At 72.7% G+C, this 21,956-nt stretch carries 20 protein-coding genes and 1 pseudogene; 15 read left to right on the top strand and 6 right to left on the bottom strand.

Going from position 1 to position 21,956, the window contains the following annotated elements:
• Positions 1–24: 24 nt before the first annotated feature.
• From ACIQFX_RS30870 to ACIQFX_RS30860, 3 genes are all read right to left on the bottom strand, one after another.
• Complete coding sequence (locus ACIQFX_RS30870) at positions 25–1,914, bottom strand: glycosyltransferase family 2 protein (RefSeq protein ID WP_402470094.1); 1,890 nt, start codon at positions 1,912–1,914, stop codon at positions 25–27.
• Between the two features lie 115 nt (positions 1,915–2,029).
• Positions 2,030–3,127, bottom strand: a complete 1,098-nt coding sequence (locus ACIQFX_RS30865; protein ID WP_402470093.1) for a UDP-glucuronic acid decarboxylase family protein — start codon at positions 3,125–3,127, stop codon at positions 2,030–2,032.
• 333 nt (positions 3,128–3,460) lie between these two features.
• The gene (locus tag ACIQFX_RS30860) at positions 3,461–4,252 is read right to left on the bottom strand and encodes a hypothetical protein (RefSeq protein WP_402470091.1); all 792 of its coding nucleotides are present in this window, start codon (positions 4,250–4,252) and stop codon (positions 3,461–3,463) included.
• A 553-nt stretch (positions 4,253–4,805) separates the two neighbouring features.
• Here ACIQFX_RS30860 and ACIQFX_RS30855 point away from each other — a divergent pair.
• Genes ACIQFX_RS30855 through ACIQFX_RS30840 form a run of 4 tightly spaced genes read left to right on the top strand, consistent with a single transcriptional unit; the run spans position 4,806 to position 8,981 of the window.
• Complete coding sequence (locus ACIQFX_RS30855; protein ID WP_402470089.1) at positions 4,806–6,062, top strand: NAD(P)/FAD-dependent oxidoreductase; 1,257 nt, start codon at positions 4,806–4,808, stop codon at positions 6,060–6,062.
• Positions 6,059–6,817 (top strand): DUF1365 domain-containing protein, encoded by a 759-nt coding sequence (locus tag ACIQFX_RS30850; RefSeq protein WP_402470088.1) that lies wholly within the window; start codon positions 6,059–6,061, stop codon positions 6,815–6,817. Before ACIQFX_RS30855 ends, ACIQFX_RS30850 begins: the two co-directional genes overlap by 4 nt.
• Positions 6,814–8,145, top strand: coding sequence for a class I SAM-dependent methyltransferase (locus ACIQFX_RS30845; RefSeq protein WP_402470086.1), 1,332 nt, complete (start codon positions 6,814–6,816; stop codon positions 8,143–8,145). Before ACIQFX_RS30850 ends, ACIQFX_RS30845 begins: the two co-directional genes overlap by 4 nt.
• The gene (locus tag ACIQFX_RS30840; protein WP_402470084.1) at positions 8,142–8,981 is read left to right on the top strand and encodes a DUF1295 domain-containing protein; all 840 of its coding nucleotides are present in this window, start codon (positions 8,142–8,144) and stop codon (positions 8,979–8,981) included. Before ACIQFX_RS30845 ends, ACIQFX_RS30840 begins: the two co-directional genes overlap by 4 nt.
• On the opposite strand, the gene ACIQFX_RS30835 is transcribed toward ACIQFX_RS30840, so the two are convergent.
• The gene (locus ACIQFX_RS30835) at positions 8,976–9,413 is read right to left on the bottom strand and encodes an SRPBCC family protein (protein ID WP_402470082.1); all 438 of its coding nucleotides are present in this window, start codon (positions 9,411–9,413) and stop codon (positions 8,976–8,978) included. The two genes, ACIQFX_RS30840 and ACIQFX_RS30835, sit on opposite strands and share 6 nt — an antisense overlap.
• Positions 9,414–10,176: 763 nt before the next feature.
• Here ACIQFX_RS30835 and ACIQFX_RS30830 point away from each other — a divergent pair.
• The 5 genes and pseudogenes from ACIQFX_RS30830 (at position 10,177) to ACIQFX_RS30810 (ending at position 13,417) form a co-directional block, all read left to right on the top strand.
• Positions 10,177–11,268, top strand: a complete 1,092-nt coding sequence (locus ACIQFX_RS30830) for a hypothetical protein (protein WP_402470080.1) — start codon at positions 10,177–10,179, stop codon at positions 11,266–11,268.
• Positions 11,214–11,492: pseudogene (locus tag ACIQFX_RS30825) on the top strand (N-acetylmuramoyl-L-alanine amidase); the annotation flags it as partial. The gene ACIQFX_RS30830 and the pseudogene ACIQFX_RS30825, both read left to right, overlap by 55 nt.
• 15 nt (positions 11,493–11,507) lie before the next feature.
• Positions 11,508–11,633, top strand: coding sequence for a hypothetical protein (locus tag ACIQFX_RS30820; protein ID WP_402470340.1), 126 nt, complete (start codon positions 11,508–11,510; stop codon positions 11,631–11,633).
• 318 nt (positions 11,634–11,951) lie between these two features.
• Positions 11,952–12,893, top strand: coding sequence for a hypothetical protein (locus tag ACIQFX_RS30815; protein WP_402470079.1), 942 nt, complete (start codon positions 11,952–11,954; stop codon positions 12,891–12,893).
• Positions 12,893–13,417, top strand: a complete 525-nt coding sequence (locus ACIQFX_RS30810; RefSeq protein ID WP_402470077.1) for a hypothetical protein — start codon at positions 12,893–12,895, stop codon at positions 13,415–13,417. Before ACIQFX_RS30815 ends, ACIQFX_RS30810 begins: the two co-directional genes overlap by 1 nt.
• 31 nt (positions 13,418–13,448) lie before the next feature.
• On the opposite strand, the gene ACIQFX_RS30805 is transcribed toward ACIQFX_RS30810, so the two are convergent.
• The gene (locus ACIQFX_RS30805) at positions 13,449–14,375 is read right to left on the bottom strand and encodes a serine hydrolase (RefSeq protein ID WP_402470075.1); all 927 of its coding nucleotides are present in this window, start codon (positions 14,373–14,375) and stop codon (positions 13,449–13,451) included.
• Positions 14,376–14,761: 386 nt separating this feature from the next.
• On the opposite strand from ACIQFX_RS30805, the gene ACIQFX_RS30800 reads away from it, so the two are divergent.
• From ACIQFX_RS30800 to ACIQFX_RS30780, 5 genes are all read left to right on the top strand, one after another.
• Positions 14,762–16,264 (top strand): hypothetical protein, encoded by a 1,503-nt coding sequence (locus ACIQFX_RS30800; protein ID WP_402470073.1) that lies wholly within the window; start codon positions 14,762–14,764, stop codon positions 16,262–16,264.
• A gap of 361 nt (positions 16,265–16,625) precedes the next feature.
• The gene (locus tag ACIQFX_RS30795; RefSeq protein WP_402470072.1) at positions 16,626–17,900 is read left to right on the top strand and encodes an AAA family ATPase; all 1,275 of its coding nucleotides are present in this window, start codon (positions 16,626–16,628) and stop codon (positions 17,898–17,900) included.
• Positions 17,897–19,258 carry a VWA-like domain-containing protein gene (locus ACIQFX_RS30790; RefSeq protein ID WP_402470070.1) on the top strand — a complete coding sequence of 454 codons (1,362 nt, stop codon included), beginning with the start codon at positions 17,897–17,899 and terminating at the stop codon, positions 19,256–19,258. The genes ACIQFX_RS30795 and ACIQFX_RS30790 overlap by 4 nt, the downstream gene beginning before the upstream one ends.
• A 118-nt stretch (positions 19,259–19,376) precedes the next feature.
• Positions 19,377–19,661 carry a hypothetical protein gene (locus ACIQFX_RS30785; RefSeq protein WP_402470068.1) on the top strand — a complete coding sequence of 95 codons (285 nt, stop codon included), beginning with the start codon at positions 19,377–19,379 and terminating at the stop codon, positions 19,659–19,661.
• Positions 19,662–19,834: 173 nt separating this feature from the next.
• Entirely contained in the window at positions 19,835–20,353 is a 519-nt protein-coding gene (locus ACIQFX_RS30780; RefSeq protein WP_402470066.1) for a hypothetical protein, read from the top strand.
• Between the two features lie 18 nt (positions 20,354–20,371).
• Here ACIQFX_RS30780 and ACIQFX_RS30775 read toward each other — a convergent pair whose 3' ends face one another.
• Entirely contained in the window at positions 20,372–20,860 is a 489-nt protein-coding gene (locus ACIQFX_RS30775; protein WP_402470065.1) for a DUF2809 domain-containing protein, read from the bottom strand.
• 106 nt (positions 20,861–20,966) lie between these two features.
• Between ACIQFX_RS30775 and ACIQFX_RS30770 the strand changes: the two genes are divergently transcribed.
• On the top strand, positions 20,967–21,920 hold the full coding sequence (locus ACIQFX_RS30770) for a hypothetical protein (protein ID WP_402470063.1): 954 nt from the start codon (positions 20,967–20,969) through the stop codon (positions 21,918–21,920).
• Positions 21,921–21,956 lie beyond the last annotated feature (36 nt).

The following is a 21,956-nucleotide window of genomic DNA, read 5'->3' as shown; positions in this document are numbered from 1 at the left end:
TTCTCGAGCGGCCGCGAGGGGCCGTCACCAGGCGTAGAAGCCGGTGAGGTAGGTGGGGAAGACGGCGATGGCGAGTGCCAGGGGGAGCAGGCAGACCAGACCGGCGGTCAGGGGGACCGCGGCGGTGCGCAGCGCGCGGAACGCGGGAGCCCCGGTGGCCCGGGAGGTCTCCTTGACGTGCAGCGCGCCGATGGCGAGCGTGACGGCGGTGTACGAGGCGGAGCCGAGGATGCAGAGGAAGACGTAGCCGACGGCGGGTCCGGTGAACTGGCCGACGAGGGCCGAGCACGACAGGAACAGCGTGATCACCAGGTACGGCGCGACGGCGCGCAGCGGGAGCGGCTCCAGGCCGTCGCGCTTCTTCGGGGTCACCTTGAAGGTGATCTGACGGGGCCGCAGCTTCTGCGTGACCGCGGCCAGCACGCCCCATGCGACGTAGGGCCACCGGGACAGGCCGAAGAGCCAGATCTCCCAGCTGAAGATCGGGGCGTCCTTCGGGCGCAGCAGACCGCAGCGACGGCAGAGCAGCGTCAGCAGGATCAGCCAGACCGACATGCTCCAGAAGTGGGCCAGGAACGAAAGGTAGTTGACGTTGATCCACGGTGCGCCGGTGATCGCGGCGATCGGCGGCAGCAGGATGCCCATGAGGGTGGCGACGGCGAGCAGCGGGTAGTACATCAGGGCCGCGCCGAAGCGGATCCGCAGCTTCATCGGCATGCGCCCCAGGTGGCGCGGCAGCATCCCGAGGAGCATCACGGCCAGGCTGCGCGACCACTGGAACTCCTGGGTGATCATCGCGCCGAAGGTGATCGGACCCTCCCCGTGCGCCTCCGCGTCGATCGCGAACGCGCCCTGCCATCCCGCGGAGGTGAGCAGGAACGTCGTGGAGAAGTCCTCGGCGAGTTCCGGGCCGAGGCCGCCGATGTCCCGGAGCGCCCGGGTGCGGACCGCGTAGTGCGAGCCGATGCAGACCGGGGCGAGGCCGGCGGAGTGGCCGAGCTGGACGGGGCCGTGGAACATGGCCTCACGCTGCAGCCTGCCGCGGGCCGCCCAGGACTGGCCGGCGTTGGAGTCGCAGACGCTCGGCGCGGCGACGTAACCGATGCTCGGGTCGGCGAACGGCCGGACGACCTCGGCGAGGTAGCGCGGGCCGGGCACGTGGTCGCAGTCGAGCTGGGCGACGACGTCGTAGCGCTCGTAACCCCAGTGGTCGTAGAAGAAGGCGAGGTTGCCCTCCTTGCAGCGGGTGCGCCGCGGCCACTCGGCCCGGTGGTAGTCCGCGCGGCCCCTCCGGCAGGAGAGGCCGACGCCGTGCGCCAGGCACCAGTCCACGATCTCGTCGGTGGGGTCCTCGTCGCACAGCCACACGTCATAGGCGTACGGGAACTGCTGGTGGAGCATCGCCTCCAGGGTGGTGCGGGCGATGTCCCAGCCCTCGGACGGGGCGCGGGTGACCACGAAGGCGGTGCGCAGGGCGGGCACCTCCACCGCCGGGTCGAAGCGCCGCATCCGGATCAGCGCGACGATGAAGTGCACCGGCAGGTAGGTGAGGTAGAGCAGCAGGGCACTGTTGACGACGAGGCCCAGCCAGCCGATGCGGTGGGACGGTTCGAGCCACCACGTCCAGAACCAGACCAGGCAGGCGACCCAGCCGAGGGAGAGCAGCGCGACCACGAGGCGGTCGAAGCGGGAGAAGGCCCGCACGAAACTGGAGCGGAGCGGCGTGAGCCCGTGTGCCGGCCGTGCCAGGACCGGACCGTCCGGGCCGATGGAGGCCACCGAGCCGTTCGAGAGGGCCTCGATCTCCCTGCCCAGCGCTTCCCATTCCTCCGGTGAGCCGGGGGAGGGCGCGGCGAGTGGGAGATCCTGGAAGGTACCGGTCCCGTCGAGGGGACCTTGCTCCAGCGACGTCATGACAGCGGTTTCTCCAGGCGGTGTGACAGCGGCCGTGGGGCGTGGGGCATGGGGAGGAACGAAGTACGGGGCACGAGGCCGGCCGGGGCGGCTTCGGCCGGCCTCGGCGTGCGGATCAGCCGCCCGTGGCGGAAGCGCCGGGGGTGGCGGACGCCACGCCGGAGACGGCGGTGGTCGGGCCGGGGATCGTCTGGGTGGTGGGGACGGCCGGATGGGTGACGGCGGCCAGCGGAACGGTCTCGTCCTGGCCGCCGCGGATCGCCGCGGCCGAGGTGCGCAGCCGGTCCGGGCACGCCGCGAAGTAGTCGACGGTCCGGCGCAGGCCCTCGGAGATGTCGACCTCCGGTTCCCAGCCCAGGACGTCACGGGCGCGGGTGATCACCGGGCGCCGGCGGACCGGGTCGTCGACCGGCAGCGGGTGGTACTTCACCTCGGACGCCGAACCGGTCATCGCGAGCACCAGCTCGGCGAGCTCGGTGACGGTGCGTTCGACGGGGTTGCCGAGGTTGAACGGGCCCAGCTCGCCGGAGTCGATGAGGGCGAGGAGGCCGCGGACGAGGTCGTCGACGTAGCAGAAGCTGCGGGTCTGCTTGCCGTCTCCGTAGATGGTGAGCGGCTCGCCGGTCAGGGCCTGGGTGATGAAGCTGGACACCACCCGGCCGTCGTGCGGCCGCATCCGCGGGCCGTAGGTGTTGAAGATCCGGGCGATGCCCACGTCCACACCGTGGGTTCGGCGGTAAGCGGCCGACACCGCCTCGGCGTATCGTTTCGCCTCGTCGTAGACGCTGCGCGGGCCGATCGAGTTCACATTGCCCCAGTACGCCTCCTCCTGAGGGTGGATCAGTGGATCCCCGTAGATCTCACTGGTCGACGCGAGGATGAAACGGGCGTTGTGGCGCAGGGCAAGCCGCAGGGCGTTCTCGGTGCCGCGGCTGCCGACCGCGAGGGTCTCCAGCGGCTGCCGCAAGTAGTCGGGCGGGGAGGCGGGGGACGCCAGGTGGGCGACGGCGTCGACGCGGCCGGGGACCTCCACGGCCTCGCTCACGTCGGCGTACTGGAATTCGAAGTCCGGATGGCTGAGCAGGTGGGCGACGTTCTGGGGATCGCCCGTCGAGTAGTTGTCCAGGCACACCACCGCGTCGCCGCGCCGCAAGAGCGCCTCGCACAGGTGGGACCCGAGGAATCCACCGCCACCGGTCACGGCAACGCGCATTCATTTCTCCAGGAATGGGAACCGAACTGGCCTCGCGCCCCGCCCGCCGACGCCCGGACCGCACATCACCGGACGAACCGACAAGCAGAGCGCTCTCTCGGAAACGCATAGGCGAGACTATGGTCTTAAGTCCGGAATTATGAGGAGGCAAATCGAGCGCTGGGCCGTTCGGCGAGCAACGCACCGACGCGTACGAGCCCCGATCTCCGGCCCCACAAAGCCCTTGCCTTCGAACGAGCCACTCGACGGACGTCACACGCACGGGTGAGACAGCGGCGGGCGCGCCCCCTGGCCGCCCCTGCGCACACCTGCACACGCCCCGCCCGCTCGACGTCACCCGCCCGGAACCACCCGGGACCCGAACCGCTTCACGTATACGGCGCGCCCGGCCGGAAACTCCGCAAGCGTCCCGCCGCCCCAGTCGTGGTCGAAGTACGCCTGGTACGCGACCTCACCCCACACGAAGTACTCCGCCATCCGGTCGACGAAGGCCGCGTCGTCCCCGCCGCCCGCGAACGCGTCCCCGCGGCGGTGCAGCCCCCACTCCGCGCACACGTTCCGCTTCCCCCGCGCTCGGACGAACGCCACGTGCGCGTCGAGCCCCATGACCTGGGAGCGGATCCACGACCAGCGGCCGGCGGGCGAGGCGCGGGGGTCGCCCCACTTCAGGTCGTACGCGTTCATGCCCAGCCAGTCGACGTACGCGTCCCCCGGGTAGTAGTCGGCGAAGCCCCGTAGCCGCCGCCCCGGCTGCAACCCCAGCGAACTCGACAGCTCGAAAGTGAAGTCCGCGCCGGACGTCGCCCGGAACACCTCGACGACGTGCCGGAACAGCGCCGCGTAACCCGCCGGATCGTCCGTCGCCTGCCACGGACCGATGGCCCGGTTGTTCGGCTCCCAACCGAGCCGGACGAGCGCATCGCCGTGCCCCGACTCCACCAGAGCCCGCGCCGCCCGCACGTACGCCTCGTCGAACTCGCCCGCCACGCCCCGTGCGAACGCCCCCGCGAACCCGTCGACCAGCATCGGAATCCCGTACACGAACGCCGAGCCCGGCCGCTCGTCGCGCCACTTGCGCCAGGGGCCGAGCTGGTGGCGGTGCATCGTCACCGGATCGAAGTCCATCCAACTCCCGTGCGGCACATAGTCATTGCCGATTTGCACGGGTCGGCCGAGCAACTCCTCGTGCCGAACCGTGGCGGCCACCGCTTCGGCCCCGTACCCCTTGTACACGCCCAGCGCAGGACCAGCGGACCTGTCGACGACGCACCTCCACGAGAACGGCGGAACGGACTTCTCCCGGACCCCGTCAGCATCCCCGAGACCGTCCCGGCACGGAGCCACCCCGGACGCACGTGTCGCTCCCTTGCTCCCCCGCCCCTCGTTCCCCTCCATGCCCCTCGCCCCCGTGCCACCGCTGCCCGACCGGGGGCTTCTGTCGCGGCGCGGCGACACCCCCGGAATTTCGATGCGAAAGCGATGCGATTTGTGGCGACAGGTGTGTCGGCCGGACCGTGAGGGGCAACGGGGGCACCGAGGCCGCGGGGGCGCCGCTCCCGTCGCGACGACAACGGTCTCGGCGGACGCCCGCGTCACCGGCCGGAGAAGACCGCGGTACAGCACGGCCGGCCGTCGTAGCCGCACCGGCCGACGGCCGTCACACGAGGGGTGGAGAACGATGAACGGACGAAGCGTTGCCGTGGTGGGGGCGGGGGTGGCGGGCCTCACCGCGGCCTACTTCCTCTCGCGCACGCACGACGTCGTGCTGTACGAGTCGGAGGACCGGCTCGGCGGCCACGCGCACACCCACGAGCTGCCGACCGCCGAAGGCGGCACGCTCCACGTCGACACCGGCTTCATCGTCCACAACGAGCGCACCTACCCCCACCTGCTGAGTCTCTTCCGCGAGCTGGGGGTCACCACACAGGACGCCGAGATGAGCATGTCCGTCCGCTGTGAGGGATGCGGGCTGGAGTACGCCGGTGCCCGCGGCGTCCGCGGCCTCCTCGGCGGCGGCAACGCCCGCGGGTTCCGGCACCTGCTGATGCTGGCCGACGTCCCGCGGTTCCACCGCGCCGCACGCGGCCTGCTGGACGCGGACGACCTGACCCTCACCCTCGACGGCTTCCTCCGCGCCCACCGCTTCTCCGACCACTTCGTCAGCCACTTCGCGATCCCGCTGGTCGCCGCCGTCTGGTCCTGCGCCCCCGACACCGCCCTGCGCTACCCCGCCGCCTACCTCTTCCGCTTCCTCGACCACCACGGGCTCCTCTCGGTGACCGGGTCCCCGCAGTGGAAGACCGTCGCCGGCGGCTCCGCCGCGTACGTCGAACGCGTCGCGAAGTCCATCGCCTCCGTACGGACCGCGACCCCGGTGCGCGCCGTCGTCCGAGGCGCCGACCGCGCCACGGTCGTCACCGACGACGGCGAGTCCACCGAACACGCCGCCGTCGTGATCGCCGTCCACCCCGACCAGGCCCTGCGGCTCCTCGCCGACCCCACCGAGCAGGAAAGCCGCGTCCTGGGCGCCTTCCCCTACTCCCGCAACCCCACCGTGCTGCACCGTGACACGAGCGTCCTGCCGCGTTCGCCGCACGCCCGCGCGTCCTGGAACTACCTGCTGCCCTCCTGCACCGCACGCCCCGGCGCCGTCCAGGTCAGCTACGACATGAACCGGCTCCAGCGACTCCGTACCGGCGAACCGCACATCGTCACGCTCAACCCCGGCGACCGCGTCGACGAGACGACCGTCCTGGCCCGCATGACGTACGAACACCCCGTCTACACCCCGGAGTCGGTGGCCGCCCAGCGCCTCCTGCCCACGCTCCGCACCCCGGTCACCGCGTACGCGGGCGCCTACCACGGCTGGGGCTTCCACGAGGACGGCTGCCGCTCGGGCGTCGAGGCCGCACGTCACTTGGGAGCGCCCCGATGACCTCCGCCGCCGCCCCGGCCCTGTACGAGACCGAGATCGCCCACACCCGCGTCACCCCGATCCGCCACGCGCTGCGCCACCGCACCTACATGTGGCTGGTCGACCTCGACGACCTGCCCCTGCTGCCCCGTCCGCTGCGCCCCCTCGCCCGCTTCGACCCGGCCGACCACTTCGACGGCGACGCCCCCACCCTGCGGGCCGGCCTCGACGCCTGCCTCGCCGCCCACGGCGAGCGGAGGGCGGACGGGCGGGTCCTCATGCTGGCGCACGCGCGCGTGCTGGGGCACGTCTTCAACCCGCTCACTCTTTACTGGTGCCACGACCGCGCCGACCGCCTCGTCTGCGTCGTCGCCGAGGTGCACAACACGTACGGCGGACGCCACGCGTACCTGCTGCACCCCGACGCCCAGGGCCGCGCCGAGACGGCCAAGGAGTTCTACGTCTCCCCGTTCCTCGACGTCGAGGGCGCCTACCGCATGCGCCTCCCGATCCCCGGCGACCGCCTCGACCTGACCGTCCAGCTCCGCCACACGGACGGCTCCCGCCCGCTGACCGCCACCGTCCACGGCACCCGGAGGCCCGACGGCGCACGCGGCCTGCTCGCGGCCGCCCTCCGCCACCCCTGGTCGACCGCCGCCGTCTCCTTCGGCATCCGCCGCCACGGCGTCCGCCTCTACCTCAAGGGCCTGCCCGTCCGGCCCCGGACCGCCCGCACCCCCACGACCGTCTCCACCCCGCAGGAAGGCACCCCGTGACCCTCTCGCTCCCCCCGTCCGCCGTGCACGCCGGCCACGTGCCCGTCGACCCGCAGCGCTGGCCCGACGTCGCCCGGCTGCCCCGTGCCTCGGCCGCACGCACGGCCGTCGCCCGGCTGCTCGTGGAGCGCGCCCTCGCCCGGCTGCCCCTGCGGATACGAGCAGGCGGGACGGGCGGCCTCCTCGCGGGTCCGCGGGACTCCGGAGACAGCTCCGAGCCGACGCTCACGCTCCACGACCCGGAGGCCTTCCACCGCCGGATCGGCGCCGACGGGCTGATCGGCTTCGGGGAGTCGTACATGGCCGGAGAGTGGGACGCCGACGACCTCGTCGGCGTCCTCACCGTCCTCGCCCGCCACGTCGACGACCTCGTCCCCGCCCCGCTGCGCCGCCTCCGGGGAGCCTGGGTCCGCCGCAGGCCCGAGACCGACCTCAACACGCCCGACGGGGCCCGCGAGAACATCCAGCGCCACTACGACCTCTCCAACGACCTCTTCGCCCTCTTCCTCGACCCCGGCCTCAGCTACTCCTCGGCCGTCTTCGACCCCCTCCCGCACGCGTCGGAAGTCCTCACCGACACCGCCTTCACCGCCGCCCAGCACCACAAGATCGACCGCCTCCTCGACCTCGCGGACACCGGCCCGGGCACCGAACTCCTGGAGATCGGCACCGGCTGGGGCGAACTCGCGATCCGCGCCGCCGCCCGCGGCGCCCGCGTCCGCACCGTCACCCTCTCCGAGGAACAGCTCGTACTCGCCCGCCGCCGCGCCGCCCTGGCCGGCGTCGCCGACCGCGTCAGCGTCGAACGGATCGACTACCGGCACGTCCGCGGCCGCTACGACGCCGTCGTCAGCGTCGAGATGATCGAGGCCGTCGGCGCCGAGTTCTGGCCCGACTACTTCACCGCACTCCGCCGCCTCCTCGCACCGGGCGGCCGCATCGCGCTCCAAGCCATCACCATGCCCCACGAACGGATGCTCGCCACCGCCCGCACCCACACCTGGATCAGCAAGTACGTCTTCCCCGGCGGCCTGATCCCCTCCCCGGAGGCCCTCGCCCACGAGAGCGCCGCCGCGGGCCTCCGCATCACCCACGACACGGGATACGGCGACCACTACGCCGAAACCCTCCACCAATGGCGCGCCCGCTTCCGCCACAACGACGCCTCCGTGGCCGCCCTCGGCTTCGACCGCGTCTTCCAGCGCATGTGGGACCTCTACCTCGCCTACTCCGAGGCCGGATTCCGCTCCGGGTACCTCGACGTCCGCCAGCTGCGGCTGACCGCCGCCGGCGACACGGAGACGGAGACGGGCGGGAAGACGTCATGAGCGTCGTCGACACCGAGGCACTCGCCCTCGTCCTCGCCGCCTCGGCGGCCACCGCACTCACCGTCATGCTCGTGACCTTCGCGATCGGCACCGCGAGACGACTGCACAGGATCGTCGACATCGCCTGGGGCATCGCCTTCGCCGCCGTCGCGATCGTCGCCTGGTCCCTGGCGGACGGTTACGGCGACGACGCACGCCGGACCGTCGTCGCGGCCGCCACCGTGCTCTGGGGGCTGCGGCTCGCGTTCCACATCGCCCGTCGCGGACGCGGCCACGGTGAGGATCCCCGCTACGCCCGGATGCTCGCCCGAGCCCCCGGCAACCCCACCTTCTACGCACTGCGGAAGGTCTACGTCCTCCAGGGCGCCCTCGTCTGGCTCGTCTCCCTCCCCGTCCAGATCGCCGTCCTGCTGCCCCGCTCTCTGGACACGACCGCCTACCTCGGCCTCGCCGTCTGGGCCGCCGGCCTCACCTTCGAAGCGGTGGGGGACCACCAACTCGCCCGCTTCAAGTCCGACCCGGCGAACCGCGGCCACGTCATGGACCGAGGCCTGTGGAGCTGGACCCGCCACCCCAACTACTTCGGAGACTTCCTCGTCTGGTGGGGCCTCTACCTCACGGCCTGCGCCACCTGGCAGACCGCCCTGCTCTCCCTCGTCTCCCCGCTCGTCATGAGCGCCCTCCTCATCTGGGGCAGCGGCAAACGCCTCCTGGAGGCCCACATGGCCGACCGCCCCGGCTACGCGGCCTACCGCGCGCGCACGAGCGGCTTCATCCCCCGCCCACCCCGCAACCACCCCACGACCCGGCCGTGGCGCGGCAAGCCGGTGTCATGAGCGCCAGGCCTCGGCGGCCGTCGGAAGACGGGCCACCACCCCGTCCGCCAACCGCTCGAACTCCCCTCCCAGGAACGGGGATGCCAGCCGGGCCAGCCCCTTGAACCGCAGCGACGCCCGGTACGTCAGCCGCGTGGCCGTCCCCTCCTCGGTGAACCGGAGGTCGTCCCGGGCCGTCACCGTCCGGTTCTCCCCGACGAACACCAGCCGGGCGGACTCCCTCACGACGAGCTCGTACCGCAACTCCGTCGTACGACCCCGGAACCGCGACGTGTTCCGCCACCGCGCCCCCACCCGCACCGGCCCCTCGTCGAGCCGCTCGCAGCGGACCGTGCCGGGGTCCCACTCCTCGGCCCGCCCGAAGTCCTCCAGGTACGCCACGACCTCGGCCAACGGCCGATGCACCATCACCACCCGCTCCACACTGATCACAGCAACAACCCTCCTCCTCCACTCCCACCGGCACACCTGACGGCGCCGGGTCACCTTCTCTTCCGCTCCGGAGACTCACCCGGATGCACCGGCGGTGCGCCGGGGGCGCCGTCCGTCGAGGGAGCGCGGCGGTCGGCAGGACTCGGCAGCGCCATCGGCGATGTCGGTCTCACTCCCCATGGCCGTGGAGTGCGGCCCTCGCGCTCGGGCACGGCCGGGCACCGGCTACCCTCCACCGTTCCAAGGGGAGGGAAGATCAAGATGAGGTGTGTGAGCGGGCAACGCCGCAGACTTACGGCCGCTGCTGTCACCGGCGTCTTCGCGGTCACCGGGGGAGCTGTCGCAGCGGCCGACACCGCGGCCACCGAACAGGAGACGGCTGTCGGTTTCCCGCTGAATGCGGAGGTCGTGAGCGCCGGCACCACCGGCTTCCTGTCGCGCACCAATGTCACCGTCGGCGCCGTGCCCGAGTACCGCTGGACGCGACTCGCCGACGGAACGTCGACCGTGTTGCCCGGCTGGGCGAGAGGCGGTGGATCCGACCTCGTGGTGACCGGGGACGGATCGAGCCCCTGGGCCAGTCAGGTCCTCATGGTGCACGCCATGGCGGCGCCGGAAGTGGAACCGGTGCGGGTCGATCTGCGTGAGCTCGGTGACAACCACGCATTCGGCGGGGTGGTCGGCGCGACCTTGATCGTGCACGCGATGCAGGGCGACACGGCCTCGGCGACCCGGCTCGTGACGTTCGCCGAGGGCCGTGGTCGTGGAGCTGCGCGAGGACGGCGTCCAGCACGGGCGGCCGGGCGCCGTCTCCACGACACATGTGGCCTGGCAGTCGCGGAACGACCGCAACATCGGCCGCATCTCCGTGGCCCGGCGGGGCTCCGCCGACGTGCGGTACGTCGAAGGCCCCGGTTTCAACCCGGACATGTTCCACCTGCTCGGCGGCTGGGTGGTCTCGGGCTACCCGGTGACCCTGGAGCAGCGGGCACCGTACGCGCCCGGGCGGCCTCTCCTGGCTCGCCTCTCCGAGACGGGGGAGACCGTCGAGGTCCTCACCCACTGCTCCTCCGCCGTGACCACCCCGGACGGTTCCCTCCTGGTCCGCGGTGGCACGCTCGACCGGGACGAGGGCCTCTACCGGGTGTCGCTCGGGGAGAGCGGCAAGCCGGTCGCCGAGCTCGTCGCGTCCACGGGGCAGACGACGGCCGTCAAGTATCTCGGCACGAGCGTTCCGGACACGATCGCCTTCGACCGCATCGGCCAGGGCATGGACCTCGGCCGGGACTTCTCCCGGGTCGACACCGACGTATGGCTGACACTGGTCCACACGCGCACGGGCGAGCGCTCGCAGCGGAAGATCTGGTCCACGGACCCGACCGCCCGGGGTGAGGGCTACCGCAACGGGCAGCGCATCGGCTGGCGTTGGGACGGCTCGAATCCGGTCAACCCCTTGAAGGCCGCGTACGACGGCGACTACACGTGGGAGATCACCGCGAGCCCGGACGACGGCATCGGGCCGGCGGCGCGCGCCTCCGGCCGTTTCACGGTCAACCGGCCTGCGGCGCCGCACGACTACGACGGCAACGGCACGCCCGATGTCCTCATGTCCAACGCCTACGGCCGCCTTCTGCGCGCCGACACGAACAGAACACCGTCCGGCGACGCCGTCCAACATGTTCTGGGCCACATCCCCCAGGTCGGTCGCGGCTGGAGCACGTACGACCGTGCCGAGTCCGTCGGGGACCTCGGCGGCACTCCCGTGGGCGACGTGGTCGGCCGGGACAAGAGCGGTGCGCTCTGGCTGTACCAGGGCACGGGCATCGGCGACACCCCTCCTTCCTGGGACGGCTGAAGATCGGCACCGGCTGGCAGATCTACGACCAGCTCGCCGGCGGATCCGACCTCACCTGCAACGGCCGGCCCGACCTCCTCGCCACCGACAAGTCGGGCGGCCTCTGGCTCTACGCCGCCACCGGCAACATCAACGCGCCCCTGTCCCCGCGGAAGCGGATCGGCAGCGGCTGGAACACGTACCCGCACCTTGTCGGCATCGGCGACGGCAACGGTGACGGCCGTGCCGACCTGCTCGCCATGGACACCGGCGGCGTCACGTACTCGTACGCGGGAACCGACGACCACACCAAGCCCTTCAGGAGCCGGGTCGCCACCGACTTGACCAACGACTACACGTGGTTCCGCCCCCTGAGCGCCTTCTGACACTTCCGCACTCCCACGACCTCACCCACTCCGCACCGCTGCCTCTGTCCGCGTGCCGGCCGGCGGCGGTGCGGAGGGTGGGGTGGTGCGGTGGTGCGGTGCTGCCACGGGTAGGCCTGAAGGAGGCCTGAACGGTCTGACCGACCGCGCTCGCGGGTGCTCGCCACCGGGTGCCCGAACTGCGTCCGGCTGCACGCTGTTGTGCGGTAAACGCGTAATTCAAGGCCTCGAATTCTCGGTTGACCGGACTTCCGGTTCGGGTGATGGTGGCGCTCGCGGCCGCGTGCGTGCGGCCTGCTGCACCAGGGGTGGGGACTCTTGAACGACAGCTGTGACCGCGTGCGTCACGACGTGCGAGGGCGGATCGACGCGCTCGTCGCCGCCGGCCGGCCGGGGGAGGCGCGGGCCGTCGCGCGGGACGCGCTGGACGCGGACGGGCCCGATGCCGGGCTCTTCCTCGCACTTGCGCGTGCGCACATGGCCGAGGACGACGACGATCATGACGATGCTGCCGAGCAGGTCTTCCGCAAGGGCCTGGACGCATTTCCGGATGACGTAGGTCTGCTCGCCGGGTACGCGGAACTGTGTGCCGGCACGGACGCGCTGGACCGGCCCGGGCGACATGCCCGGGGTCCCGTGCTCTTGGCCCGCCTGAAGGAACTTGCCCCGTATGCACCGGAGTTGCTACGGGTCGAGGCTGTGGGAAGCTCCGTCTCCACGAACTCCAGGAGCGGTGTCCCGGTGCGCAGGGTGCAGGCGTACGACGCGGCCCGCTCCTTCGCCGAAGCGCCCACGCCTCAGGCCGCCGCCGCGCGGGCCGCGCAGTGGGCCGCCGGAGCCCCGCGCGATCTGCGGCTCGTCGTGCTCGCCGAGACGACCGGTGCTCTCGCCGCCCCCGGCCGGAGCTGGTCGCGCCTGCTGCTGCGCAGGGGCTCCGAGTACCGCTTCGCTGTCAGCGTGCTCGTCGCCGTGTTGATCGTCGTGCGCATCAGCGCGGCACCGTCGCTGCCGTACGGCGTGGCGACGGGAGCGGCTCTGCTGCTGGCGCTGCCGTTCGTCGGCCTCCGCAGGCAGCTGCGGACCGCCCGCGAGCGGGCTGCCGAGCGGATGGCGGCGGCCGTCACCGCGGCCGCACCCGATGCCGAAGAGGCGGGCGCGGTGGGCGACGGGGGAGACGGCTTCGGGCCGCCGGAACTGCGTCCCGTACCGCGCGTCACCCCTCGCGAGTACGCCTTCGCCGGAGCCGGACTGGCCTCCTGATGGCCGTCGGCGCCACCGCGTACGCCTCCTCCCTCGCCTATCCCCGCTACGACATCGCCGCTCACGAGACCTTCCGGGGCTTGCAGGGCTACGACCCGCGCGACGAGTTGAATCCGTTCGGTGCCGTGCCCGACAGCGAACTGAAGGACTGGACGGCTCGCGCGTACGTCGCCGAAGACGGCAGCGCGGACGCCACCGCCGACTACCTGGTGGCCGTCGCGACCGGAGACTTCCACGAGATGCGCGCGTCGTACGTGTACGACGGCGGCATCGCCCCCATGGACACGGACGGAATCGGCACCGTCCACGACGACTGGCGGGCCGGCGACGGCCCGTACGGGGGCTGGATGCGGTGCCTGAACTACACCGGGGCGAGCTCGGGCACGCCGCGGGCCATGTGCGTGTGGGGCGACAAGGGCAGCATGGGCGCGGTCCTGTTCACGACCGGGGACAAGACCCACGACGCGGTCGAGGAGACGGCCCGCTCCATCGGCGCCGACTTCCTCCGACCCGCGGGGGACTGACCTGGTTCCCGTCCGGTTCGACCGCCGGACGTCAGCCCCGGGGCACCGCGACGAACGCCTCCCTGGGCGTGGCGGTGGGCGTGTAGCGGTAAGCGGTAGCGGTGCGCGTGGTCGGGACCAGGTCCTGGTGGATCACCTTGGACACGGCCTGGATCGTGTTCACGCCGTAGGTCATGGTGCTGTTGCCGTCGGTGAGCACGGTGATGGTGTAGTCGTGGCCGCCGCCCTTGAAGGCGCCGATGCTGTGGACGCGCCAGCCGCGCGTCGCGCGCTGCAGCCACCCGTTCTTGACGTGTATGGCCACGGAGGAGGGCGCGCCGGCCGGGGTGCCCCACTTCTGCGAGGTGACGACGCTGCCCATGAGCTTGAGGATGTAGGCGCGGGAGGTGTCGCTCAGGACGGTGTTCCTGGCGGTGATCAGCGAGAGCAGCCGCTGCTCGTCGTTGACGTTGATCTGGGTGAGTCCCCAGTAGCCGCCGGACCCGGGCACCGTCCGCGTCATGCCGGCAGCGGCCAGGAAGCCCTTCACCTTGGTGACGCCGAGCTGGTTCCACAGGGAGGTGGTGGCCGCGTTGTCGGACTTGGTGATCATGGCGGTGGCGAGGTTGGACTCGCGGGTGGTCAGGTACCGGTTGGTCTTCTTGGCGTCCCAGAGGAGCGTGGCGAGGACGGTCACCTTCACGACGCTGGCCGAGTCGTACGAGGTCGTGGCGCGCAGCGTGCAGGTGGTGTTCGTGGTGCGGTCGCGCACGCCGACGGCGACGGTGCCGGAGCGCGTGGCGAGGGCGGCGGTGATGTCCTTCTGAAGCTTCGCGGCGAGCCCGGCCTTGCCGGACGTGCAGCTGACCTGCGGCGTGGCGGCGGCGGCAGGCGCCGCGCCCGCGACGGCCGGCACGAGGATCCCGGCGGCGGCCACGGCCGGAAGCACGCGGGCACGCAGGGATATGTGGTGAGTCATGTGTGGGTCCCCCATGAAAACGAAACGAACACGCCTACGGCGCACACTCGTCCTCTATGACGCTTGAGCGAGCGGATGGTTGCACGAGTTCACGGAATCGTTGGATCGGGTGTCCCGCGCACGCGCTGCCGCCGCGGCAGGACCCGACCGCTGATCATGCCAACCGGCGGCCGGCCCCTCCTCAAGCAACCCGAACCATCCCAAATGCCGCCAAGTCCCTCCAGTGGTACCGGCGTGCGCCCCGACGGTCCCCGGCGCCCGTGCCCGAGAGGGCAGGTGCCTGCGATATGCGACTGACAGATCATCCGGGAAGTGCTTAGGATGCCGGCGATGAAGAACTTCTCCCTTTTCGGATGGGGGGAATCGTCCGCGCAAGGTGAGTGCTGATGGCACTTCGCTTCGCGGAACCGATTCCCGCCCGCCTGTTGATGTGGCAGCGCGTACGTGAGTACGCCGTGCCACCGTCCATGATCGAGATCGCTACCGCACGCCGTGTGGCGGGCGACTGGGCGGGAGCCTGCGCCGCCGCCCGGATGGACGTCGATCTCGATCTGCGCGCCGTGCGCGTCCGCCACGGCACCGACCTCGCTCACCGCCTCCGGGCCGATCTGCGTCGACTGGCGCCGGATCTGCTGCGCTGGCACATGCCCCGCATCGCCCCTGACGGGCGGCTCCGCCCCGGCCTCACCCTGTCGTTGGCCCGCTACGGCGCCCCCGGCACCGCGGCACCGCACCTCGTCGTACGGACACCACCGGCTTGGGCGGACGGGGGCCAGCGGATGTCGCTGGCGCTCTGGGAGGAATCCCGGGCGGACGCGCCCCGACATCATCCGCACCCGCACCCCGACCGGCGCTTCCGCCTCGATCTGCACCGTCACCTCTGGGACGCCACGCGCGGCGCCGAGCTGGCCCGGCGGTCCGGTGCGGACACGCCGTACGAACCCGACGGCCACGACCTTCCACGGCCGCCGGCCCGCTGGGCGGCGGAGGCGGAACTGCTGCTGCGGGCCGAGGGCCGCCCTCGCGGCGCCCTGACCGTACGGCTCGGTGCGCGCAGCCGGGCCGTGCTCGAACTCGTAGCCCCCGACGACAGCCATGCCCCGGCGCTCCGACCGGTACGGGAGGTGTTGTCGCCGCAGCAGATCGCGGTGCTCCCGGTACTGCCGGAGGCCGCGGCGCGAACGCTTCCGGACCTGGAGCTTCTCCGGGCCGGGCTGCTCCGCGTGGAGCAGCTTCACCCACTGGTCGCGGCGGCGCTGTCGACGTCAGGACGCGAGGGTCCTTCGGGCTCGTCGACGCCTACGGGGGCAGCGCGTGAAGCCGTTCCACGGTGGGGCACGGGACCGGACTTCGGCCGGGACGCAGGCCTGGCCCGCGGTCCGGACGTGGGAGCGGACCGCGGGACCGCGGACCCGCACCGTGTCGCATGCATGGGAGAGGTGCACCGGATCGCGCTGCGGGACGGGGTGCTGGCGGCTGTCGATCACGACCCGGCCCAGCTGGCCCGTGAGGACCTGCTCATGGCGCTGGGCGGACCAGGGCTGCCCTGCCTGCAGGCGATCGACGCGGTGCACCGCAGCCCGGAGGCGTTGCCCGCGGTCCGCGAGCGCCTCGGCCACGGCGACGTGACCGGCGCGCTGGCCGTGGTCGAGGGACTGCTCGGCCCCGGCGCGGCCCTGCGCGAGGGGCCGCTGCGGGACGCCCTGGAAGGTGCGGTGGCCGGACGTCTGGGTCACGGGCTCTTCCGTTCGGGGCTGGTACCGGTGCACCCCGCCGCGGAAGTGGCACGGGACGACGGCTACCGGCCACGGCTCGACCGTCGTACGCCACGGGATTTGCGCCGCAAGCGCGGGAGCCGCGCCCGGCCACGGACCGGCTTGCACGGCTGAACACCTGCACGGCTGAACGCCTGCGGTGCCCCGCCGTCCGCGGGACCGGTGACTCCCAGGCGCGTCGTCAGAGAGGCACGCGGGCCGTGAGGCCCGTTCCCCGGTCGGCCGCTCTCGCGACCGCCCGACTGCCCGCCCACCCGACTCCGGTTGCCGAGCAGCCCCCGCCCCGCCGACCGACCACCTCGCCGTACTCCCGGACCCAGCCCCGGCCCTGCGGCTCGACCACCCTGCGCCGGACGCCCGGCACACAGCTCCGAATCCCGATGCGTACCGCGCTGCGCACACACCGCGCCGTGCGCGCCGTACACCGCTCAACCACGCCGGATCTCCCGCCCACGACCCCACCCAGGTGATGCCCATGACTTCCAGCACCTTCCTCGCCGCGCCCGCAACGCCGACGGCCGACCGGCCGCAGCTCGGCCTCGCCGAGGACCTCCTGACCCTCCTGCGGACGACCACGACCGAACCGCGTTCCGACGAGCAGTTGGAGGCACTGACCCTCTCCGTCGCGGCGGACCTGCCCGTACTCCTGTGGGGCGAGCCCGGCATCGGCAAGACCGCCGCGCTGACCCAGCTCGCCGCCTCCCTCGACCTGCCGCTGACCACGGTGATCGCCAGCGTCCACGAGCCGACCGACTTCTCCGGGCTGCCCATCGTGGGGGAGGACCCGGCGGTGAACGGGGTGCCGATGGCCCCGCCGCAGTGGGCGGTGGAGCTGGTGCGGGCCGGGAAGGGGCTGCTGTTCCTGGACGAGTTGTCCACCGCCACCCCGGCCGTCCAGGCCGCGCTGCTGCGCGTGGTCCTGGAGCGGAGGGTCGGCGCGCTGCAACTGCCGCCCGGTGTGCGGATCGTGGCCGCGGCCAACCCGCGCGCGTCGGCTGCGGACGGGTGGGAGCTGAGCCCGCCGCTGGCGAACCGGTTCGTGCACCTGTACTGGGTGCACGACCGGGACGTGGTGGTGCGCGGGCTCGGCGGGGTCTGGCCGAGCGCGGAGCTGCCCCGGTTGGACGCGGCGGTGCTGCCGGACGCGGTGGCGTTCGCCCGCCGCGCGGTGTGCGGCTTCCTGAGCACCCGGCCGACGCTGATCCACCGGCTGCCGACCACGGAGACCCGGCGTGGCGGTGCCTGGCCCTCGCCGCGCAGCTGGGAGGCCGCGATGACGCTGCTCGCCTTCGGCACCGCCGCTTCCGTCTCCCGCGACGTGCTGGCGCTGCTGGTCCGGGGCGCGGTCGGGGACGGGCCCGGCCTCGAACTGCTCGCCCACATCGACCGGATGGAGCTTCCCGACCCGGACGTACTGCTGGCCGACCCCGGCGCCGCCGAACTGCCCGAGCGCGGCGACCTGCGCCAGGCCACCCTGGACGCGGTGGTGGCCGCCGTCGGCGCGCGCCCGGAGCGGGAGCGCTGGGAGGCGGGCTGGGCGGTGCTGGTCAGGGCGCTGGAGACCGGCGCACCGGATCTGCTGGTGGGCCCGGCGAAGGCGCTGGCCGCGTTGCGGCGCGAGGGCTGGGAGGTACCCGAGGCGGTGGAACGCCTGTCCTCGGTCGTCGGCCTCGCCCGGCGTGCGGAGGATTCGGTGGCCCGGACCGCGGCGGCCGCCGGCACCGAGAGCGCGGCGGGTGGGCGCGCATGACCGGGACCGTGAAGCAGCCGAAGCGGCGCCCGACGGCCTCGTCGGTGCGCCCGCTGCCTCGTCCGATGGCCCCGCCTCCGCCGCCGCGGCCGGTGCGGGTCGCCGTGCCCGGCCCCCCTCCGGGGCCCGTCGTCCCGCTGGACACGGAAAAGCTGCTGGCCGCCCGACTGCACGCGGTCTCGGTACGCCCGTACCTCGCCAGCGCGCTCTTCGCGCTGCACGTCGTGGAGGACCCGTCGGTGCCGACCATGGCGGTCGACGCGTACTGGCGCTGCTACGTATCGCCCCTGTTCGTGGCGCGCACCCCGCTGGAGGAGCTGGCGGGCGTGTGGGTGCACGAGGTCTCCCACCTGCTCCGGGACCACCACGGGCGGAGCGAGCAGTACGCGCGGGAGCACGGGGAGCTCGGGGAGCGCGGGCCCGGGCAGCGGCTCCGGCACAACATCGCGGCGGACTTCGAGATCAACGACGACATCTACGGCGACGGCCTGCCGATGCCGACGGGCGCGGTACGGCCTTCGATGCTGGGCCTACCGGACGGGCTGCTGATGGAGGAGTACCTGCGGACGTCCTCGATGGCGGGCCGCACCCCGCGGCTGGCCTGGCTGGACTGCGGCAGCGGTGCGGACGGCCACGCGCGGCCCTGGGAACTCGGGCCCGAAGGGGCGCACGGACTGACCCGGCAGCAGCGCGACGCGGTGCGCTTCCGGGTGTCCGAGGCCATCACCGGCCGGCCGGGGGAAGCCCCGGAGGGCTGGCGTCGATGGGCGGACGAGGCGTTCCACTCCCCGCAGCCGTGGCGGCAGCTGCTCGGCGCGGCGGTCCGCGCGGCCGCGGGCGCGCCGGGCGCGGGCGAGGACCACAGCTACCGGCGCCCCTCACGGCGTTCGGCCGGCGTCCCCGGCGTCGTCCTGCCCAGCCTGCGCCGGATGCCGCCCCGGGTCTGCGTCGTGATCGACACCTCCGCGTCGGTCAGCGACGCCGAACTGGGCAGCGCACTCCTCGAGGTGGCGGCCATCTCGCGCGCGGTGGGCGGACGACGCGACCTGGTCTCGGTGATCTCCTGCGACGCCGCCGCGGGCGTCGCCGTACCCCTGTGCCGCGCCGAGAACCTCGAACTCATCGGCGGCGGCGGCACGGACCTGCGCTCCGGCTTCGCCCGCGCCCTGCGCTCCCGGCCCCGCCCGGACGTGATCGTCGCCCTCACCGACGGCCAGACGCCATGGCCTTCCGCCCAGCCACCCAGCCGCACGGTCGTCGGCCTCTTCCAGCGCCCCGCCCGCGCCGCGAACGAGGACGACCCGGACTACACCCCCGACACCCCACCTGCCTGGGCACGTGTCGTCACCATCGGATAGGAGCTGTCCGGTGGTGCGGCTATCCAGGTCACGTCCGGGCGTCTCCCGACCGGGAGGCGCCTGGCGGGGGTATGTCGTTTCGCGCAATGCGCCCCTGGGATCAATGAGGAGAACACCCATGTACGCGGTAATCCGGCGCTACGAAGGCGTGACCGATGCGGCCGAGGCTGGACGTCGAGTGGACGAGGGATTCGTTCCCCTCCTGCGTCGAGTGCCCGGCTTCGTGGCCTACTACTGGGTGGACGCCGGTGACGGGGTGATGCTCTCCACCAGCGTCTTCGAAGACCGGGCCGGGGCCGAGGAGTCGATCAGGCAGGCGGCCGACTTCGTCAGGGACAACCTCGCTCCGCTGCTTCCCCGCAGCCCTCAGGTCACAGCCGGCCCGGTGGTGGCCGCGGGGTAGCGACCTGCGCACGCAGGTCGTCCGCCTCGGCCGGGGCCCGCGGCCCACCCGGCCGTGATCCGCGCCTGCCGCACGCCGGCCCTGCGGGCCGCGGCGGGGGCTTCCCACACGCTCTGCCGTGCTCTGCTCTGTTCCTCTTCCCTTACGGACCAAGGGCGTTGGAGGATCAGTGCATGAATCCCCCCATGACCGGACCGACCGCTGACGCGGCAGCCACGTACCTCACGGCGCTTCAGGAGCGGCTGGTGGCCGACGGCTGCAAGGTGACCGTGCCGCACTGGCGAGACCACCCGGTGGTGACCGGTTGCCGTGGAGACCGCAAGGCCCGATGGTTCGGGACGAAGACGGAGTTGTTCGTCTTCGCGGCTGCCGTCCCCGAGATCGACGTCACCACCTTGGGCGAGTTCACCCAGTGGGCCATGAGCTACGCCAAGAGCCTGCGCGGCGGTATACCCGGTGCCCGCAACGCGGCCACGGTGCTCCCCGCGCTGGTGAGCGCACGGGTCCGGCCCGAGGCGGCCCAATGGGCCGCCCAGGACGCCAGGATCCTCGGCACTACTCTGATCAGCCGTCCCCTCACGGTCGAGACCGGCAAGGAGGGCGTGCGGACCACGATGTACCGGGGCGGGGTCGTGTGGGGCGGGATGTTCACCAGTCATGTACTGCAGAAGGCCGCCCTGTACTTCCCGTGAGGACCTGCGCGGGGCCGGCTATGAGATGACTTGTTGGTGCGCCTCGGTGCCGGTGCCGGTGCCGCGCCGGGCCCGCCGCAGCGCGGAGTGGACCAGCCAGCCCGCGGCGGCGCCGACCGCGTACCAGGCCAGGTCGGGCGCGTTGAAGGTGGATCCGAGCACGAGACGGGCGAGGGTGCTGCGCCGGGAGAGCTCCGCGGGCACCGGACCGAGCTGGAGGAACTCGACCGCCCAGCTGGCGGCGAGCGCGATCGCGGCGGCCCGCGCGGGCGACAGCCGCGGGGCGGCCGCGACGACGAGCGTCAGGAGCATGACGGTGTACAGCGCGTCGCCGCCGTACTTGGCCACGTCCCCCGCCGCCACCGCCCTGAGCCCCAGCCCCGCGCCGACGGTCAGCGCGGCGGCCGCCACCGCCGCCGCGCGGGTGCGGGCCGGCCGGGCGGGGATGCGGTCCGGCGCGGCGGGGGCCGGGATCTCGCGGTGGGGGTTCGTGGGTGCGGAGGCCATCGGGCCATGATGCCGCATGCCCGGGCGGGCCCGTTCGGGGCCTGGCAAGATCCGAAGGCGACGGCCCGGGGCCGGCGTCGACCGACCATCAGCAGCAGGAGACCCCATGCCGTCAGGGCACACACAGCCGCACACCGCCAAGGCCCGGCCGTCCGAGCCCCGGCAGTTGGCACCGATCCCCTTCGACGTGGAGGCAGCCTTTCCCGAGCTGACCGGTACGGCCCGCGAGGTGACCCTCCTCTACCCCCGGGCCGGACAGCCGGGCCCGGGGGAGAGCTCCATCGGCGGGCCGCTGCTGTGGCCGGCCGACGAGCCCTGGCCGACGTGCGCCGACCCTGACCACTACAAGCCCCTGGACCCGCCCGTCGGACCCGAGCCGGTCTCGATGGTCCCGGTGGTCCAGCTGTACGCACGGGACGTACCCGGCCTCGTCTTCCCCGCCGGCACCGACCTGCTGCAGATCCTGTGGTGCCCGCTCGTCCACAAGGACGGCCAGTACGCGGCCGACCCTCGTCTCCGCTGGCGCGACACGGAGCTGACGGCCGCCGGCGCCGTTGCCGGGGAACCGCCGCGCCCCCGCACCGCGGAGGGGGACTACCTGCCCCGCGCCTGCACGCTGTCTCCCACCGAAGCCGTGGAGTACCCCAACTGGGACCTGCTGGAGCGGTTCGGGGACCTGCTCGACGAGCGCTTCGAGCACCTGAAGGAGGAACAGGGCTACGACTACTTCGAAGTGGCCACCACGCAGCAGAGCAAGGTCGGCGGCTACCCGGGATGGACCCAGCAGCCCGACTGGCCCGACTGCGCAGGCTGCGGCACCCGGATGGAACACCTGCTCAGCATCACCGCCACCGAACCGGGCATGGGCCGTTGGCTCCCCCTGGACGACCGGGACCCACGCCAGGACGGGGCACCGATCCCGGCCTGGCGGACCGAGGCCGATCCCGCCGTCCTCGACACGTTCGGGCACGACATGTGCCTCGGCGATCTCGGCGGCATGTACTTCTTCGTCTGCCGCCTCTGCCCCGGCACCCCGTACACGCATCGCTACGACTGCTGAGCCCTGCGGGTCCGGTTCGCGGGCAGGAGTACGGTG

Source organism: Streptomyces sp. NPDC093089 (genome assembly GCF_044754405.1).
Classification (GTDB): domain Bacteria; phylum Actinomycetota; class Actinomycetes; order Streptomycetales; family Streptomycetaceae; genus Streptomyces.
The sequence above is the reverse complement of the archived record's forward strand: the minus strand, read 5'-3'. Positions and strand labels throughout refer to the sequence as shown.